The 19,292-nt window shown below is 42.9% G+C and carries 16 protein-coding genes; 8 read left to right on the top strand and 8 right to left on the bottom strand.

Features of this window, described 5'->3' with window-relative positions; all coding sequences use genetic code 11:
- Positions 1-6 precede the first annotated feature (6 nt).
- The gene (locus ACLOAU_RS24975) at positions 7-738 is read left to right on the top strand and encodes a LytR/AlgR family response regulator transcription factor (RefSeq protein ID WP_427864637.1); all 732 of its coding nucleotides are present in this window, start codon (positions 7-9) and stop codon (positions 736-738) included.
- Between the two features lie 212 nt (positions 739-950).
- On the opposite strand, the gene ACLOAU_RS24970 is transcribed toward ACLOAU_RS24975, so the two are convergent.
- Positions 951-2,201: an ROK family transcriptional regulator gene (locus ACLOAU_RS24970; RefSeq protein WP_427864636.1), complete on the bottom strand. Its 1,251-nt coding sequence runs from the start codon at positions 2,199-2,201 to the stop codon at positions 951-953.
- Positions 2,202-2,360: 159 nt separating this feature from the next.
- Between ACLOAU_RS24970 and ACLOAU_RS24965 the strand changes: the two genes are divergently transcribed.
- From ACLOAU_RS24965 to ACLOAU_RS24945, 5 genes are all read left to right on the top strand, one after another.
- Positions 2,361-5,615: a SusC/RagA family TonB-linked outer membrane protein gene (locus ACLOAU_RS24965; RefSeq protein WP_427864635.1), complete on the top strand. Its 3,255-nt coding sequence runs from the start codon at positions 2,361-2,363 to the stop codon at positions 5,613-5,615.
- Positions 5,616-5,650: 35 nt separating this feature from the next.
- Positions 5,651-7,420 (top strand): RagB/SusD family nutrient uptake outer membrane protein, encoded by a 1,770-nt coding sequence (locus tag ACLOAU_RS24960; RefSeq protein WP_427864634.1) that lies wholly within the window; start codon positions 5,651-5,653, stop codon positions 7,418-7,420.
- Between the two features lie 20 nt (positions 7,421-7,440).
- Positions 7,441-8,802, top strand: a complete 1,362-nt coding sequence (locus tag ACLOAU_RS24955; RefSeq protein ID WP_427864633.1) for a Gfo/Idh/MocA family protein — start codon at positions 7,441-7,443, stop codon at positions 8,800-8,802.
- Positions 8,803-8,872: 70 nt separating this feature from the next.
- Positions 8,873-9,619, top strand: a complete 747-nt coding sequence (locus ACLOAU_RS24950; RefSeq protein WP_427864632.1) for a 3-keto-disaccharide hydrolase — start codon at positions 8,873-8,875, stop codon at positions 9,617-9,619.
- A gap of 91 nt (positions 9,620-9,710) precedes the next feature.
- A complete protein-coding gene (locus ACLOAU_RS24945) occupies positions 9,711-10,475 on the top strand; it encodes an SIMPL domain-containing protein (RefSeq protein WP_427864631.1) in 765 nt (254 codons plus the stop codon).
- Positions 10,476-10,571: 96 nt separating this feature from the next.
- Here the strand turns inward: ACLOAU_RS24945 and ACLOAU_RS24940 are convergent, their stop codons facing one another.
- The 7 genes from ACLOAU_RS24940 to ACLOAU_RS24910 all read right to left on the bottom strand — a co-directional run bounded on the left by ACLOAU_RS24940 (position 10,572) and on the right by ACLOAU_RS24910 (position 16,840).
- Complete coding sequence (locus ACLOAU_RS24940; protein ID WP_427864630.1) at positions 10,572-11,147, bottom strand: hypothetical protein; 576 nt, start codon at positions 11,145-11,147, stop codon at positions 10,572-10,574.
- A gap of 97 nt (positions 11,148-11,244) precedes the next feature.
- Positions 11,245-11,685, bottom strand: a complete 441-nt coding sequence (locus tag ACLOAU_RS24935; protein WP_427864629.1) for a hypothetical protein — start codon at positions 11,683-11,685, stop codon at positions 11,245-11,247.
- Between the two features lie 178 nt (positions 11,686-11,863).
- On the bottom strand, positions 11,864-12,679 hold the full coding sequence (locus ACLOAU_RS24930; RefSeq protein ID WP_427864628.1) for a M48 family metallopeptidase: 816 nt from the start codon (positions 12,677-12,679) through the stop codon (positions 11,864-11,866).
- Between the two features lie 101 nt (positions 12,680-12,780).
- Positions 12,781-13,431 (bottom strand): glycerol-3-phosphate 1-O-acyltransferase PlsY, encoded by a 651-nt coding sequence (gene plsY, locus ACLOAU_RS24925; RefSeq protein WP_427864627.1) that lies wholly within the window; start codon positions 13,429-13,431, stop codon positions 12,781-12,783.
- A 336-nt stretch (positions 13,432-13,767) separates the two neighbouring features.
- Positions 13,768-14,577: a 50S ribosomal protein L11 methyltransferase gene (gene prmA / locus ACLOAU_RS24920; RefSeq protein ID WP_427864626.1), complete on the bottom strand. Its 810-nt coding sequence runs from the start codon at positions 14,575-14,577 to the stop codon at positions 13,768-13,770.
- 15 nt (positions 14,578-14,592) lie between these two features.
- The gene (locus tag ACLOAU_RS24915) at positions 14,593-15,855 is read right to left on the bottom strand and encodes a DUF445 domain-containing protein (RefSeq protein ID WP_427864625.1); all 1,263 of its coding nucleotides are present in this window, start codon (positions 15,853-15,855) and stop codon (positions 14,593-14,595) included.
- On the bottom strand, positions 15,848-16,840 hold the full coding sequence (locus ACLOAU_RS24910; RefSeq protein WP_427864624.1) for a YpdA family putative bacillithiol disulfide reductase: 993 nt from the start codon (positions 16,838-16,840) through the stop codon (positions 15,848-15,850). Before ACLOAU_RS24910 ends, ACLOAU_RS24915 begins: the two co-directional genes overlap by 8 nt.
- 108 nt (positions 16,841-16,948) lie before the next feature.
- Between ACLOAU_RS24910 and ACLOAU_RS24905 the strand changes: the two genes are divergently transcribed.
- Positions 16,949-17,938, top strand: a complete 990-nt coding sequence (locus ACLOAU_RS24905; protein ID WP_427864623.1) for a pyruvate dehydrogenase complex E1 component subunit beta — start codon at positions 16,949-16,951, stop codon at positions 17,936-17,938.
- A 96-nt stretch (positions 17,939-18,034) separates the two neighbouring features.
- Positions 18,035-19,222: a sigma-54-dependent transcriptional regulator gene (locus ACLOAU_RS24900; RefSeq protein WP_427864622.1), complete on the top strand. Its 1,188-nt coding sequence runs from the start codon at positions 18,035-18,037 to the stop codon at positions 19,220-19,222.
- The last annotated feature ends 70 nt before the right edge of the window (positions 19,223-19,292 follow it).

Here is a 19,292-nt window from a genome sequence, read left to right as displayed (position 1 = left end):
TCTCTTATGAAAACTATCATTATTGACGATGAGCCAGACAGCATAGGACTACTGCAATTGCGTTTAAAGCAGCATTTTCCGCAAGTGCATGTAATGGCCACTTTTACCAGCCCGGTTGAAGCACTCAGGAACCTCGAAAGCTTACAACCTCAGCTGGTTTTTTTAGATATCGAAATGCCGGTAATGAATGGTTTTGAATTGTTGTCACGATTAGTTAAAACCGATTTCAGTATTATTTTCGTTACTGCCTATAACCAGTTTGCCATTAAAGCATTTAAATTTAATGCTCTCGATTATCTTGTAAAGCCGGTAAATGTGGAAGACCTGTCAGTAGCGATTTCAAAAGCAGAATCGCAGCAAAGAGTGCGTACGGAACAGTTTGGGTACCTTTATCAGCAGTTGCAACAGGGTTGTATTACTAAAATAGCTGTACCTGGCAATAACGGCGTAGTGTTTATCGATTTTAATGATATAATATGCATTGAGGCAAGTAATAATTATTCAACGCTTATTCTAACAGATAATAAAAAGGTTGTAGTAGCAAAAACTTTAAAAGATGTACAGGAAGTTATGGAGCAGCAACATTTCTTGAGGGTTCACAGGCAGTATATTATTAACCTCAACCAGGTAAAAGGTTTCAACAGGAACGAAGGGTTAATTACTCTTAGTAATAATACAGCCGTTCCTGTTTCGCGTAACCAAAAAGAACTGTTTATGAGTAAATACGGGTGGTTGTGAAAGTTGCTTTTAGAAATAGCCAATTATCCGAACATAGAAAGATGAATATAGCACAATAGTTTTCATCTTGTTACAAATCTCCAGAGCTAAAGCAGACTTTACTATTCAAATGGGAGTACAACAGTAAACACAACGGCGGAGGGTTCAGCAGCAATAAAACCGGGAACGCTCTGTTTATCAGTTGTAGATACCTTAAGTATGTTAGGAGTGGGTTACCGTTGTACCAACTCTATAGTAGCATCAAAAAAACACTCAATGGCGTTAGTGGCATAGCCGAACATCCTGAAATGCTCGGGATGGTTAGAAGAAATGATCTTCGTCTTTTCTCTTACCTGAGTCATGCAATAAGTATTAATGGCCTGTTGCATAGGTAGGGTAATATATTGTTTGGCCTCCGCTATTTTTCCACTAAGTATGATCAGTTCCGGGTTAAATAATTGAATTAGGGTAGAAGTACCTTTGCCGATATTGGCCCCTATATCCGAAAGCAACTGTATGGCATATTGGTCACCCTTATTGGCGGCGTCTATAATATGGCTGGGCGCCAGCTCCTGTATGTCTTTGGAAGAGAGCTTGCCTAGGATCGACGTAGTACCTGTTGATATATCTTTTCTTGCAATCTTAGATAATGCCAGTCCTGAAGCTACTGTCTCCAGGCAACCTCTTTTGCCACAATAGCACAATTCTCCGTTTTCTACAAAAGGAATATGCCCAATTTCTCCCGAAAAGCCCCAGCTGCCCCGTCTTACCTGGCCATCCATAATAATGCCTAATCCAACACCCCAGTCCATCAGCAGCACCAGTACATTCTGTTTTCCCCGGGCAAGTCCATGCCTGAGCTCGGCCAGGGCGGCGCCCTTTACATCATTTTGAATGACTATAGGTAGCTTAAGAGCCTGTTCAAGGTCATATTGCAGCGAATGGTCTGCCTGGTCGAGCAGGTAGGTGTAATTCTCTCCCAGGCTCTGCGATGTTAGTCCGGGCATGCCTATGCTGCATCCGATTATGCGATCCTTTCCTGTCTTTACAGAAGCCAGAAGCGACTTTACCGCTTTCCGGATGCTTTCGCAAAAGTCCTTTCGGCTATTGCCCAGGTGGAGTGCCACATTTTCAATGGCTGTTACAATATTGAAATTGTTATCTACAATAGCCAGTCGGGTGGCAAATAGCTCCACGTCAATACAGATAGTGAAAAAAGAATGATCACGCAGCACGTAAAGGTCTGGTCTTCTGCCACCTGCCGAATCTCCTTTGCCTTTCTTTTCAATCCATTTTTCTTTTAACAGGCGCGATAATATGCCCGATAGTACAGGAGTGCTGATGTCAAGGCTTTTAGTTAAAGCAGTTACGGGAATAGGGCCATTGACATGTAAAAGCTTTAAAAGTTTATAGCTGGTTAATGTTTGTTTGTCATTCGGTTTTTTGTAGGTAAGCGGGTTACGTGCAAGCAGTTGTAAGTTCATTTATTAAAATATTTATGATCTTGCAAAACTTTATATAAAAATTTAAAAAACAAAATTATTTAATGAAAAAAATAAATAAAGATGATTTAATAGTATGTTTTATTTGTTAATATTGTTTTGTTGTTCGGCTGTTCTTAAACCACTTTAAACCTTAGCTTAATGAATGCTCGAAAAATTTTCCGGTTGAATGTCTGCCTGATATTAGCCATTACTGTAACCAATTGGGTTTTTGCAAAAGGCGGGTACAAAGAGATACCTGCATTTTTATTTCAGCAAACGCTGCTGGATGGCAGGGTTTCCGATGCCACGGGTAAAGCGTTGCCCGGTGTTTCAATTAAAGTCAAAGGAAAAACAGAAGGTACTGCTACTGATAGCAGTGGGCGTTTCTCAATCAGGGCTGTACCCGGTGATATCCTGGAAATAAGCGCCGTAGGGTATACTTCCCGGGAAGTAAGCGTAACGGCTACCGCCAGTGTCGATATTGTATTGACAGCTGCTGCCACTTCCCTTGATGAAGTTGTAGTGGTAGGGTATGGCACACAAAAGAAATCGGCCATTACGGGTGCCGTATCTTCCGTTGATGTGAATCGTATCAATAACATACCCGTCACCAATGTGTCTAATGCCCTGGCGGGCCGTGCAGCCGGTGTTACCGTAGTGAATACTTCAGGTCTCTCAGGCGCAACATCAAGAATCAGAGTGCGGGGTAGTTTCGGAGAGCCGGTTTACGTAATCGATGGTATTATAAAGAATAAAGCTGCCTTCGACGCGCTGGATCCTAACGAGATCGATCAAATGAGCATACTAAAAGATGCGGCCACCGCATCTGTATATGGCGTTCAGGCCGGTAACGGTGTAATGATCGTTACCACAAAAAAGGGAAGTGCAGGCAAACCTGTTTTTACAGCGCAAACGTCTTATACTACTTCTCGTCCAACCGAAGAATTGTTGGCGAATATGACTACTGCTACCGATGAGCTGATCTATCAAAACCGGGTAACCCAGTGGGCAAATGAGTATAACGGGCGTAATAATCCATTGCCTAATACTCCTCTTATATTTGATTATTTTAAGGATAAATCCTATAACGCCAACGACTGGGTATGGCGCGATCCTTCCAACCAGAAGTACTTAATCAGCGTGAGTGGCGGCAGTGATAAGGTAAACTATTACTCAATGATAAGTTATACCAAGGAAAATGGTTCTTATTATCATTTGGACTATAGTAAATTCAACCTGCGTAGTAATGTAACTGCAAAACTTAGCAACGCCATTACCGCCAACCTCAATATTGCTGCGTCTCAGCAAGGGCACGATCGTTTTTACTGGCCTTTTACCGGAGTGGATGACTATGACGTCAGTGATTTTTACCGGGTAACATTTAACTGGCCTAAGCTATTCCCTTTTTACTTAAATAAAGATGGTTCTATAGCTAATGATGTCACTGCTTATCCGGTGCAGCCGGCTATTGGTTCATTTCAATTGTGGAATGTTGTAGATATGGTACAGGGGGACCGTTATATTCATACCCGCAGACGGCAGTTTAATCCTATTCTAACCCTTGATATAAAACTGGATAAGATCACCAGGGGGCTGTCAACTAAACTAATCGGTAATTATGAAGCTAACGACTTTTCCCGTAAATGGTACCTTACCTATCAGAATAATTATAAATTTATTTCTGCCGACCCTACCAACAATCCTTATCTTCCGGCACCGCCCGATCCCAACCAGATCAATGTGTTCACTTTTAGTCAGAATCAGCCCTCGCTTCAATACAATATTAATACAGGCTGGAAGTACCAGTTTGACTGGTTTCTTAATTACGACCGTAAGTTCGGGCAGCATGGCGTAAACGCTATGGCAGTATTTGAACAGGCTGATAATAAAACAATGGGTGCAACCGCCATCGGCTATGCGCCGGTAACATCTATCGATCAGATGTTTGCTTATTCTACATCTGCCGGAAATCGGTATGGCGATGCCAGCGAAACGGTTGATGGAACAATTACACGACAGTCTTTTATCGGCAGGGCAAACTATAATTTTGCCGAGCGCTATCTCGTTGACTTTTCTTTCCGCTATGACGGAACGCCATTTGCCGCTAAAGAATACCGCTGGGGCTTCTTTCCGTCAGGGTCTTTAGCATGGAGAATTTCCCAGGAATCATTTTTTAAAGAACATGTAAGCTTTGTCAACGAATTAAAACTTCGGGCGGGTTACGGAAGCACCGGGAACCTGGTAGATGTGGGTAATAACCAGATTGGCGCATTTTTATACACACCTACTTATGCCAACACGGGTGGGTATATGTTCGGTAATACTTACTATATCAATATTGGTCCCGGGCCTACGCCGGTTCCCGATCTTACCTGGGCCACCAACTACGAAATCAACCTGGGCCTTGATTTTGGTATGCTGCAACGTCGGTTTACGGGTACATTCGATGTCTTTTCCAAAAAGAAGGAAAATATTCTGGGTGCCAGAACTATTACACTACCTGTCACTTACGGGCAGGGACTTGCTCCGGAAAATTACGCAGCCAGTTCAACAAAAGGTTGGGAGCTTTCGCTGCAGTGGCGCGATGGAGTGGGCGATGTTTCCTATTCGGTATATGGAAACGTGGGGTATGCCAAAGACCGTTGGGATGTATTAGATGCTAATCCATCTTATTATCCTGGTCAGCCACAGGCTTTCAGGTATCCCGTTGGCTATCCCGCTAACCGGCTCTTTGGCTTTGTTGCCGAAGACCTGATAAGAACCCAGGCAGAGCTGGATGCTTTAATGGCAAGCGGCTACACTACTTACGGCAGAAAGCCTTATCTGGGCGCTATAAAATACAAAGACATCCGTGGTCCTAACTTTTCAACAACACCCGATGGTAAGATAGACGACAATGACGTAGTACTGCTTAGTAATGATGCAACACCACGTATTAATTATGGTTTAGGGTTTGACGTTAGCTGGAAGGGTCTTTCGCTGGATGTGCTTTTTCAAGGGGTGGGTAAATATGATCGTATGATCAGCAACCAGGATGGAGAAGGGATGCGGCAGCATGGAGGTTCTGTAAGGCCTTACTATCCCATCTGGACACAGGATGTGTGGACACCCGAAACACCTGATGCTAAATATCCCAGGCCTATTGGTAATAACTGGCTGGAGTCGGGTACATTGGGTTCTTCTTTCTGGCTCAGAAGCGGCGCCTATCTCCGGTTGAGAAATCTGAACCTGGCTTATGATCTGCCTGTTAAATGGATTAGTGTATTAGGTCTGACCGGAACGCAGTTATTCTTAAATGGTACCAACCTGTTCTCAATATCTGAAATGAAAGAGTTTCATGATCCGGAGCAGCTCAATTATGATTCATATCCTATTATGAAGACTTTTACCATAGGGCTTAACGTAAAATTTTAGAGCCTATAAAAGGCTTAACATTCAAACATACAATAATGAAAAAAATAGCTTTCTATATAATCAGCATATTGTTGTTATCCGGCTGTTCAAAAGTATTGGATTATCCCAATCTAAGCCGCTATGAACCAGACCTGGTATGGAATGATCCTAATTTGGCCAATGCTTATCTGGGAAATATTTATGACAGGGCTTTTGGTAACTGGAATATTGGGCTTGATGCCCAGAGTGAGCAGTTGACGGGTATTTCTTTTTCCGTACCGGTTACCACTACCAATCCGGGTGCGTTGAGTATAGACTGGGGGACGAATTATACCCAGATTCGTTTGATTAACCAGGGTATTATTAGCACCAACTCAGGTGCTTTAAGCCAGGATGTAAAAAATCGTTTGTTAGGTCAGTTATACTTCCTGAGAGCATATGCCTATTTTGGTCTTGTCAAAACTTACGGCGGTGTACCTTATATTAAGATTCCGCAGGACAGAGATACAGACAGTCTGAATGTGCCTCGTAATTCTACCAGGGAATGTTTTGAATTTATGGTTGCTGACCTGGACTCAGCCATTGGCTTGCTGCCACGCCGCGTTGTAGCTTCTTCCGCCGACTGGGGCAGAATTGATGGAAATTTTGCTCATGCATTTAAAGCAAAGGTTTTGTTATATAAGGCTTCTCCCCAGTTCAATCCTTCTAATCCATGGAATAATAATTTTTGGGCAGACGCATATACTCAAAATAAAAAAGCTTACGACAGTTTAAAGGCGCAAGGCTATGCTTTGATAGGAGATTACGCGCAGATAGCCTTGTCCGAAAGAAACGCAGAAGTTGTTTTTTCAGTTACGAATCTTTTTCCTAATAAAGTAGCTGCCTGGGATAATGGTGCCCGTCCGGGCTCTTTAAGCCGGGGACCGGCCAGCACTACGCCTACCTGGGAAATGGTGAAATCGTTCCCCATGAAGGATGGTAAAAAATATAACGACGTTTCAGGCAAGTACTATACAGCAGATACGTTGCAGGCTTACTGGTTGAACCGGGATCCCCGGTTTGAAAAGTCGGTGGTGTGGAATGCTAAATTATACCCGGCTGCAGGCACTACATCGGGGTACAGGCAATACACTTCTGTAGGTGTTGCCGATGCTCTTGATAGTTACGGAATTAATCCCAAATCTTCAACTACCTCTCAAAACAATAACCGGTATAGTGGCTTTTTTATATTGAAAAACTCCAATCTTTCATTAACACAGGCGCAGGTGCAGCAGTATGATGTTGATTATGTTGTTATGCGCTTTGCGGAAGTGATGCTGAATTATGCTGAAGCTGCTAATGAAACAGCACATACCGATGATGCCTTGGCCATTTTAAAACAAATACGCCAGCGGGCAGGTATTGAGCCTGGTGCTGATGGAAATTACGGAATAACTGCCAATACCCGTGAGCAGGTAAGGCAGGCAATTATGGATGAAAGAAATGTTGAACTTTGTTTTGAAGGACACCGGTTTAATGATCTGCGGCGCTGGCGGTTGTTTAGCCTGCTACATGGCAAAAATAAAACCGGCGTGGAAGCAATAGCTATTAACGCTGATAAAACCGAAATGCCATTGACTACAGCACGCCAGATGGCTCTAAACAACCAGCTTACGGAAAGCAATTTTGTGTACAGGTTACAGGTAACACCACAAACAGGGGTTACTGTAAACACGCTCCCTGAAACCTATTATTTCGCCCCTATCCAGCAAAGTGTTATTGCTGCTGCCAATAAAATAGAACAAAATAAGGAGTGGGGCGGCACGTTCGATCCAACTATTCACTAACTAATAATATATTTTTAATTATGAGTAATCATTCGAATGAAGCACGCCGTAGCTTTTTGAAAAAGCTGATGCTTACCTCCGGCGCTCTTGCAACAGGCAATTACCTGAGCGCTTCCGAAACCGAGGTAAGGAAGATCATAGGTCTTGCGCGTAACAGTAGTTTTGGCGCCAACGATAACGTAAATGTAGCACTAATCGGTGCTGGCAGTATGGGCAGTGGCGATCTGAATACGGCACTACAGGTACCAGGGGTGAAAATGGTGGCCGCCTGCGATTTGTACACCGGCAGGCTGGAGACCGCTAAAAAGAAATGGGGTAATGAGATCTTTACTACTAAAAGTTATAAAGAGCTATTAAACCGGAAGGATATAGACGCTGTTATTATTGCCACGCCCGATCACTGGCATCAGCAAATATCGATAGATGCTATGAATGCCGGTAAGCATGTGTATTGTGAGAAACCTATGGTACATAGCGTAGACGAAGGACCTGCTGTTATTGCAGCGCAAAAGAAAACCGGCAAAGTATTCCAGGTGGGAAGCCAGGGTGTATCTTCCCTGGGGAATGAAAAAGCCAAAGAATTATTGAAAGCAGGTGCAATTGGAGAGCTGAATTATGCAGAAGGCTTTTGGGCACGGAGAGACCCGCTTTCTGTATGGCAGTATCCTATCCCAGCCGATGCTTCGGAGCAGACGGTAGACTGGGACGCTTATGTTGGTAATACCACTAAAAGGCCTTTTGATAAGTTACGTTTTTTCCGGTGGAGAAATTACAACGATTATGGAACAGGTATGGCCGGCGACCTGTATGTGCATTTATTTTCCAGCCTTCATTTTATAACAGATTCATTAGGGCCCGACAGGATCTATTCAACCGGAGGTCTTCGTTTCTGGGACGATGGCCGCGAGTGCCCCGATATGCAGCTTGGCGCTTTTGATTATCCCAAAACAGCAGTTCATCCCGCCTTTAATTTGTCACTGCGATGCAACTTCGTTGATGGTACCAGTGGTAATACTTACCTGAAACTGGTAGGCAGCGAAGGCTCTATGGATGTTACCTGGGATAGTGTTACATTAAAGAAGAATAACCTGTCAGATAGCGGAGACCCTTTTCTTCAAAAGCAAAAAGGTTCGGGTGAAGAGCCACGCAAAAAGATCCTGCCACCTTTGGCTACAACCTATAAGGCAGAAGAAGGGTATAAAGGTGGCCCCTACGATCATATGGTGAATTTTTTTACCGCTATTCGTAAAGGCAGTAATAAGGGTATTGCCGAAGATGCTGTTTTTGGGTACCGCGCAGCTGCTCCGGCTTTATTGTGTAACGACAGCCTCCGGGAAAGAAAACCGCTTCAATGGGATCCGGTTAATATGAAAAAAGTGTAAAAAAATCATTTAAAATAGATACTAAACCCGCTTGCCCGCATGCATCGGGCAGGCAATAAAAAATAAACAGATGAAGTTACTATTGTTGAGTGCTATCGCTATCACTTCTGGTATTATGGTTAATAACCAGCCCACTCCTGTAAAACAGGATCAGCATGCAGCTGCTGTAAATACAAATCAAGTTCCGCCTGCAAAAGGCAAATGGCAAGCTTTGTTTGATGGTAAAACCCTGAAAGGCTGGCATGGGTATAATAAGGGAAATGCAAAAGTGGGGAACTGGATTGTTGTTGATGGCGCCCTGGTTTGCCTGGGCGCTTCCGCCCACGATACAGGAGGAGATATTGTAACCGATAAGCAATACGAAAATTTTGAACTGGAATGGGAATGGAAAGTAGATAAGGGTAGTAATAGTGGAGTAATGTACCATGTGGTGGAAGCCCCGAAGTTTAAAGGTCCGTATGAAACCGGCCCGGAATACCAGATCATTGACGATGTGAATTTCCCGGGTAAGCTGGAAGAATGGCAGCAGGCAGGAGCAGACTACGCCATGCATACCGCTAATGCAGATAAGAAATTAAAGCCGGTAGGGGAGTGGAATCATAGCAGGATCGTTTTTAACAAGGGAAAAGTAGAACATTGGCTCAATGGCAAAAAGATCGTGGCATTTGAAGCCTGGACGGATGAGTGGCATGAAAAGCGTGCTACCGGTAAATGGAAAACGTATCCGGATTATGGTAAAGCAAAAAAAGGATTTATTGCTTTACAGGATCATGGTAATAAAGCTTACTATAAAAATATACGGGTTAGGGAGCTGTAACAGTTGCTATCCAGTTGTTAAAAGAATCAGAGGACTTATGCAGTTGCTGTTTTTATCTTAATTTCAGGAAACTTTAAAAATCAGATAAGATATGGAGCAGCCGCAAATTAAGAACAGGTATCAATATGTAAATATTTTAGGTTTAGGATTGATTGCCGTTGCGATGGTGGTAGGCGCCTATGTGCTGGCCGGGGCCTATAAGTATAAATTCAAAAAGCAGGAAACCATACGTGTTACCGGGAGCGCCGGTAAAGATTTTGTCAGTGACCTCATTGCATGGAATGGCAGTTACAGTCGCAAAGCTTTTGATTTAAAGGAAGCGTATGCCTTGATAAAAACAGATGAGCAAAATGTAAAAAGCTACCTGGTAAGCAAAGGAGTTAAGCCTAATGAAATGATCTTCTCTTCGGTTAAAATTGACAAGCAGTTTGATACCAAGTATAATGAAGAAGGCCGCATGACGGGCTCTGAGTTCACAGGTTATAATCTTACGCAAAATGTGAAGGTGGAGTCTAAGGATATCCCCAAAGTGGAAGGACTGGCCCGCGAAATTACCGGGCTTATTGAAACCGGTATTGAGTTGAACTCGCCTGAGCCTTTATATTTTTATACCAAGCTGGCCGACCTGAAGCTGGACCTGCTAGACAAAGCAGCGGAAGACGCGCGTAAAAGAGCTGATATCATTGCAGAGAAAACAGGCGGTAAAATTGTTAGTGTAAGTAAAGCCAATATGGGCATTTTCCAGATCACAGGCCAGAATAGCAATGAAGATTACAGTTATGGCGGCGCATTTAACACCTCATCTAAAAATAAAACGGCCAGTATTACCGTGAATCTCGAATGTACAGTAAAATAGGCGGCATGTTTTAGTGATGTGACTGACTTTTATAAAAAGCAAAGCCGGCTCCAATTGGGCCGGCTTTTAGTATTGACATAGGATAAAAATCGTCGGTTATTTACGGGTTACATCATCTCTCAGAGATTTGATTTTTGATGTAGGTAAATAGATCTGGAACCCAAGGCCCAAATTGGGTTTAAATGCTACTCCATTATTGCCTGCGCCTGTTGTAATGTTACCTTTAGCTAACAATTCAAGCGCAATGTTTTCGTTCACAAAAAAGGCTAAACCTGGTCCGATGCCCGCCTCAAATCCGTTGGTCGATCTGCCGCCTCCATTGGTACCACCAATACCTGCATTAGCTTCTGCAAAAAGGCGGGTTTGCTTAGGAGTATTCACCTGCTGATCTCCAAAATAATAGCGGGCCATGGGGCCTACAAAATAATTAAAAGCTGGTCCGCGTCCGCGCCCTGCATCCAGTCCTAAACTTATTTGTCCACCAACGGCCAGGTCGTCTTGGATAAACCACGCAGCTTTAGGTTCAACTTGCAGGTTAAAACTTTTTTCATTGGTATTGCCTCCCATGCTGGCAATATTACCACCAATTAAATAATAACCTTTTTGCGTTTGTGCTTTTGAAACAAGGCCAGTCAGGCAAAAAGCTGTTGCTAAGATGAAAATTCTTTTCATAATTACGGTTTTACTCTCACGGTTTGCAATAACTGTGCCGCAAATAAAAACCCGGTTCGTTAAAACCGGGTCTATACTCAAAAATTGTCTCTTAACACTACGCAAGCTGAGCTACTCTTTTCCGTTCTGTGGGTGCTGCAGCACTCCTTTCTTCAACACTGCGCTCAAATCTTGTCGCCGTCCACACGTGATCTAACTCAACGTTGTCCATGCTGGCATACCCATCTTTGGTAAGTTTGTTCCAGCTTCGGTCACGATTAAGATCAGTAACGATCTTAGAAGTGGTTTTAGGGTACGCAATCCAAAACTTTGTGTTTTCTTTTAACGAAGGCATCACATCTGTTAAAATACCATTCAGCTGATTTTCATTTACTGCAAATACCAAGGCAAAGTCAAGTTTTCTTGATCTTAATAATGGTGTCATGTTTTTTGCGAATGAAAGCTTGCTGAACTGTTTTTCGATAGAAGATGGTAAGCCCTGAATTAAAAGATTCTTTTCGTCTGCGTACTGTAGTTTTTCAAAAACTGTTTGAATCATACAACTTGTGGGATTTATTAAAAAATACCAGGCCTCTTACAACCCGATTAATATTTACAAAGCCTCGAAAAGGTTTTGCAAAGGTAACCCAAAAAGTTTGACTATATTCTATATTTAACAAAAAAGTCGCTGATATTTAATTATCAGTGACTTTTATATTGTAAAAAATTTACTTTTGTTATCTGCTTACCGGCTTGTAATATTTCAACGCTTCCGGCATATATTTTTGAAGCTGTTCTATCCTTCTTTCGGGGCCGGGGTGAGTGCTTAAAAACTCCGGTGTGCCACCACTTCCCGCCTGCGCCTGCATCCGTTGCCAAAGACCAATAGCTTCCTGTGGATTGTAACCTGCCATTGCGGCCCATATCATACCATAACGGTCCGCCTCTAATTCCTGCTTCCGTCCAAAAGCCATAATACCCACCTGCGAACCAACGCCTACAGCGGTTCCAAATATATTACGCATCGCTGCCGAGCTTTTGTTAGCCATAAACGCATCTAAAATACTTCCACCATATTGGGCGGCAATGGTTTGACTCATACGCTCATTAGTATGCCCAAATAATGCATGCGATACTTCGTGCCCCATCACATTAGCCAAAGCAGCTTCATTTTGTGTAATCGGCAATAAGCCGGTATAAACTACAATTTTTCCACCAGGCATACACCAGGCATTAGCCTCATTGCTTTGTACCAGCTTGGTCTCCCATTGATAGCCCTGCAGATCCTGGCTCATATTGTTCTGTTTAAAAAACTGCGTAACGGCTGCTACAATACGCTGACCTACGCGGTTCACCATTTCCGCGTCCCTGTTGTTGGAATTAGATGGAACTACCTTAGCCCCCGATAAAAATGACTGGTACTCACCTACAGCCATTTGTTGTAACTGGGACTCAGGTAATAATTTAAACTGGCTTCTGCCCGTAACCGCATTTGTTGAACACGACACTGCGATGGCAGCGACTGCAAAAAGACTTAATACTTTCTTTATCATTGGTTTTGGATTTAAAATTAATTTTCATGGTACTATACGCAATCATTATACCAAATCACTTTGGCAAATGCGTATAAGATAGTGATGGTGGAATAGAAGTACTAAGAGTCCTGGTCTTTTTGTCGCCTGCGATCCCTCTTTTTAAAAATTGGCACTTTGCTTTCGCCTCCCTTTATAATGCGTCCAATATTCTTTTGATGGGTAAGAATTACGAGTAGGGCTACGGTAACTGCAAACCCACGATAAATGTGGTTATCTACGTTAAATATAACCAATATGAACACCGGGAAGGCAACACTTGCCAATATAGAGCTCAGTGAAACAAATCTTGTAAGATATAAAACAAGCAGGAATACGCCCGAACAGGCCAGGGCTGTCCAAGGAGAGATACCAATTACCAGTCCGAACAATGTCGCAACACCCTTTCCGCCCTTGAAATCAGCCCAAACGGGAAAAATATGACCGATAACTGCAGCTATACCCAGTATCAGCTGCATGTTCAATAAAGCTATGTCAGAATTGAATTCGGGTAATAAAGCGGCTAGTTTTACTGAAAAAAAGCCTTTTAACACATCACAAATCATCACAAAAGAGCCCCAGCGCGGGCCCAGTATGCGAAAAGTATTGGTTGCTCCGGCGTTGCCACTTCCGTAATCACGGATGTCGATACCAAAAAATCCTTTGCTCACCCAAACAGATGTCGGGATGCTGCCCAGGCAGTACGCACATAAAACTAGTAGAATTTCCTGCATTATTTATCCCTTATATGGAGCAATGAATCTCAAATATAGTGTATATATCAATATCTATCTGTTCTTTATGACACCAAATAATCCACAAGAAGGAAATGTATTTCCCTGCACTCTCTGTAAAACTTTGGCACAAATATACGGCACTTTAACCAGAATTTATTTGCTGTAAAAGGTCGCGGCGTCCTCTTTTACTTGTCTGCAGCTAGTGCTGCTGAATATTAATTCAATTATTTATGATCCGTCATTGCATTGTTGGTACCTTAGTTTACCAAACCAACAACTGCTTTTTAGCATATTGCTAACGATCGTATTCCCGTTACGCCAAAATAGTAAACTTCAATACTTTTGGAAATTCAGGCAGAGCCAGTTGTTCCTCGCATTTTTTTCAACCAGCGCAAGCCCATTGCTTTCTGCAGCCTCCTTAATGATATTCAGGTCTTCTTCCAGTATACCGCTAAGGATGAGTTGGCCAGCCGGGTTAAGTTGTGATGAAAGGTCTCTCATATTGTCCAGCAACACGTTTCGGTTGATATTGGCCAATATAACGTCGAAGCTTTCACCCATAATCGCCGAATCGGATTGTACCAAACGGATATCGGCAGTATTATTCTGTTCAAAATTCTCCCGGGCATTCAGAATACTCCACTCGTCGATATCGTTGGCATATATGCTTTGGGCACCCAGCTGGTGTGCGAGGATGGCTAATACGCCGGTTCCTGTACCAAAGTCAAAAACCGATTTTCCCGGGAAGGATATTTTTCGCATTTGTTGCATCATAAGATGGGTAGTAGCATGATGACCGGTTCCAAAACTCATTTTCGGGGTAATCAGGATCTCGTGCTGTACCTGTTGCAGCGGCTCATGGAAAGATGCGCGGATGCCAACAAAATCATCTACGATAACCGGGCTGAAATTAGACTCCCACAAAGCGTTCCAGTTTTGCGGTGCTATTTCCTCCGTTTCATACTCTAGCTCGTAGGTTGATGCGAGTTCGGTAATCTCGTCCTGGTTATAATTTTCTTTCAGAAAGATCACCTTTAGACCATTATCTGTTTCTTCAAATCCCTCAGCAGTGTTTTGGAGTTCTGCAATAAGGATGTCCGTAATGTCTGACGGCACATTTCTAAAACTAATTACAATATGCATTTTATGTTTCGATTATTAATTGTTTTCGATCAGGCGGGTAATGGTATAAATCAATAGTCCTACCAATCCACCCACCAGCGTTCCGTTAATGCGGATGAATTGAAGGTCTTTACCTACTTCCAGCTCCAGTTTATTACTAAGCTCTTTTCCCTGCCAGTTTCCAACAGTATTGCTAATGAGGTCTCCTACCTTGGATGTGTTTTTCAGTATGTATTTATAAGCGGTTCTTTGTACCCATTTGTTCATTTTCTGCTGAAAAGCAGGGTCATTCTTCAGGTTGGCTACCATTTCCCGGATCGTTTTCTGAAGGTAAAGCAGGATGGAGGATTCCTGGCCCTCCAGGTCATTTATGATAGCCGCTTGCAAATGTCTCCAGACGGAAGAGGCATATTGTTGAATTTTATCTCCACTCAACAGGCTGTTTTTGATGTCTTCCAGTTCTGCCTGCCAGGCGGGACTGGTTCTGATATCCTCGATAAAGCGGACCAGCTGCTGGTTGACTTCCTGTCTTACTTTATGATCAGGATCCTGGTCTATTTCCGATAGGTAATTCGCCAGCCCGTTGGTTATCTTGGTCGCAATCAGGTTGTCAACAAAGCCGGGTATCAGGAAATGACTTTCTTTTTTTACCCTTTCGCGTACCATTGTTTCATTCTCTATTATATAGCCGCGCAGTTTGGTGACCAGGTAACTTAAAATGCGTGTTTGATCTCCCCGCTCCATTATAATGTCAAGCCCCGATGCTACCGCACTATTGAGTTTGATTTCCTTGAGTAATTTTTGCGATTGGTCTGAAATGAATTGAGTAACCAACCGGTCATCGGCTTTTCTTACCACATTTTTCAAAATGGTGGAAATTTCTGTAACTAAAAGGCTGAGATTTTTAGGATTGTCCAGCCATTGTACCAACAAATTGCTGACCTGCAGCTTTTCGATATAAGGCCTTATAGTAGGACCGTTCAGGAAATTGGTAACGACAAATCCGCCCAGGTTGTCGCCTATATTTTTCTTTTTGTTTTCTATCAGGTTAGTGTGCGGAATGCGAATGCCCAACGGGTGGTGAAATAAAGCTGTTACGGCAAACCAATCGGCCAGGGCGCCTACCATGGCGGCTTCCGCAAAAGCTTTAATATAGCCCAGCCAAATATCATCCCTGGTTTTTAGTAGCCAGGTAGACAACACATAAACCAGGGTCATCAACACAAAAAGCCCTGTGGCAATAGCCTTATGTTTTTTCAGCTGTTGTGCTTTAATAATATCGTTCAGTGGTTCAGGCATGCTGTGTTTTCTGCCTGATATCGTTAAAGATCATCACGGCATGTTCCCTTGAATTTTCAATAAACAGGCGATGGGTATTCATTCCGCCACATATAACACCAGCAAGATAAATGCCGGGAATGTTCGTTTCGTTTGTCCCTGGGTTGAGAACCGGGCAGCGCACTTCGTCCTTGCTTAGCTCAATACCCGTTTTTTCAAGGAAGTCGAGGTTGGGTTGGTATCCCGTGGCTGCAATAACCCAGTCGTTTTTCAATGTTACCGGTCCGTCTGCAGTATCAATATCAACTTCGCGCTCGCGAATGGTTTTCAGTGATGCGTTAAAGTAGGCTTTGATGGAACCTTCTTTTATCCTGTTCTCAATATCCGGTTTTACCCAGTACTTCACTCTTGAGCCAATGGCGTCTCCTTTCACGACCATGGTTACCCGGGCGCCTTTTCGGAAGGTTTCCAGGGCTGCATCTACGGCGGAGTTCATAGCACCTACCACCACTACGTCCTGGAAGGCATAAAAGTGCGGATCACTATAATAATGGGTTACTTTAGGTAGCTCTTCTCCGGGTATATGCAACAGGTAGGGTATATCGTAAAAGCCGGTAGCAATAATTACATGGTTGCAGATGTAGGTTCCTTTGCTGGTTTGAATATGAAACTGCCTTTCGTTACCAGTCATCTGCGATCTGTTCACTTGCAATACCTCTTCAAAAAGATGAATATTGACATCGAAATTTTTTGTTACCCTGCGATAATATTCAAGGCTTTCATTGCGGGTGGGCTTGGCATTATTCGACACAAAGGGCACATTTCCAATCTCCAGGCGGTCAGAAGTAGAGAAAAAAGTCATGTTCACCGGGTAATGATATAACGAATTAACCAGGCAGCCCTTTTCAAGAACCAGGTAGGAAATATTATTTTTTTGAGCTTCCAAAGCGCAGGCCAGTCCTATAGGTCCGCCTCCAACGATGATCACCGAAAAATGAGATTGCATTTGACAAAGATAACGGCTGTGATTATCGAATATTTTATATTTTATATTGCTTATTCTAGCATTTTACGTTTAAATTTGCCGCACTTTAAAAGTATTAACAAAAATAATATGGCAAGAATTATTGCATTTAGAGAGGCTTTAAGAGAAGCTATGAATGAGGAGATGAGACGGGATGACAGAGTGTTTCTAATGGGTGAAGAAGTTGCTGAATATAACGGCGCGTATAAAGTAAGCCAGGGCATGCTGGCAGAGTTTGGACCGAAAAGAGTTTTAGATACGCCTATCGCTGAACTGGGCTTTACTGCAGTAGGTGTGGGAGCGGCACAAAGAGGTTTAAGACCGATTGTTGAATTTATGACCTGGAACTTTGCAGTTTTAGCATTGGACCAGATCCTTAATACTGCATCTAAAATGCTGGCAATGAGCGGTGGACAGATCTCTTGCCCTATCGTTTTCAGGGGTGGTAACGGTTCTGCAGGCCAGTTGGGAGCGCAACATAGCACTGCTTTTGAGTCGTTGTATGCAAATATTCCTGGTATCAAAGTGGTTTCTCCAAGTAACCCTTATGATGCAAAAGGTTTGTTGAAACAAGCCATCCGTTATGAAGAAGATCCGGTAATCTACATGGAGAGTGAGCAGATGTACGGCGATAAAATGGAGGTTCCGGAAGAAGAGTATTATATCGAATTAGGCAAGGCTGATGTGAAAAAAGAAGGAACCGACGTAACCATCGTTTCTTTTAATAAAATGATGAAGGTAGCTTTAGGTGCTGCAGCCGAGCTGGAAAAAGAAGGTATCAGTGCTGAAGTGATCGATTTGCGCACCATTCGTCCTTTAGATGTTCCTACTATCGTTAAAAGTATACAGAAAACAAACAGGTTAGTGATTGTAGAAGAGCAGTGGCCATTTGCTTCGGTTTCATCTGAAATCGCATATAATGTTCAGAAAGATGCTTTTGATTACCTGGATGCGCCCATCCGTCGTATTACTGCGGCTGATGCGCCTTTACACTACGCAGCCAACCTTGTAGCTGCAGCTTTACCTGATGTAGCCCGTACGGTTAAACTGGTGAAAGAAGTGATGTATCAGAAAAAATAATTTTGATCATATTATCATTTTTAGAAGTCCATGAGCTATATTTATTCGCTCGTGGACTTTTAAGTTTACGATCTAAACAAAAAAATCTGTTATAAAGTGCCCCATAGAAATAAGACAAACGACAATGCGCCTCTTATACTCGTAGTTGACGACGAGGTGTCCATCCGTAAAACTTTAATAGAAATATTATCATTTGAAGGCTATAAAACACAAGAGGCTTCAGATGGAGAACAGGGAATTAAAATTTTCTCTGAGCATAAATTTGATGCGGTTTTGTGCGATATCAAGATGCCTAAAATGGATGGAATGGAGTTCCTGAACAAGGCGTTGGAAATAGCTCCCGATGTTCCGGTTATTATGATATCAGGTCATGGTACCATCGAAACTGCGGTAGAAGCGGTAAAGAAAGGCGCTTATGATTTTATTTCGAAGCCGCCGGATTTAAACCGCCTACTGATTACTATAAAAAATGCATTGGATAAAGGCACACTAGTTACCGAAACAAAAGTGCTGCGTAAAAAAATATCCAGGGTGCAGGAAATTGTGGGAGATTCTGAACCCATTAAGCGCATTAAAGAAACGATTGATAAAGTGGCGCCTACAGAAGCAAGGGTGCTGGTAACCGGCGAAAACGGTGTGGGTAAAGAACTGGTAGCCCGCTGGCTGCACGAAAAAAGTACCCGTAACGCCAGCCCGCTGGTGGAAGTAAACTGTGCCGCGATTCCAACAGAACTGATCGAGTCTGAATTGTTCGGTCATGAAAAAGGGTCTTTTACATCAGCCGTTAAACAAAGAATCGGCAAATTTGAGCAGGCAAATGGAGGAACTCTTTTCCTCGATGAAATTGGTGATATGAGCCTGAGTGCGCAGGCCAAAGTGCTTCGCGCGCTGCAGGAGGGGAAAATAACAAGGGTAGGAGCTGATAAAGATATCAATGTGGATGTGCGGGTAATAGCTGCTACCAATAAAGACCTGTTGGAAGAAGTAGAGCAAAAAAACTTCAGGCTGGATTTATACCATCGCCTTAGTGTAATTTTAATTCATGTGCCATCCCTTAATGATCGCAGGGATGATATCCCCCAGCTGATCGAACGGTTTTTGGAAAGCATTTGCGCCGATTATGGTATCGCCAAAAAAGGCATTGACGACAGTGCCATTAAATTATTGCAGCAACATAACTGGACCGGTAATATAAGGGAGCTGCGTAATGTGGTAGAACGCCTGGTTATATTAAGCGGGAAAACAATTATTGCAGATGACGTAAAAAATTATGCAAATCCCTAAGTAACCGCATCTTATTATTAATTTTTTTTTTGACTGCTGTGCGCATGTTTTTATCATGCACACAGCAGTT

Source organism: Paraniabella aurantiaca, from assembly GCF_050309965.1.
In the GTDB taxonomy this organism is placed as follows: domain Bacteria; phylum Bacteroidota; class Bacteroidia; order Chitinophagales; family Chitinophagaceae; genus Niabella.
The sequence above is the reverse complement of the archived record's forward strand: the minus strand, read 5'-3'. Positions and strand labels throughout refer to the sequence as shown.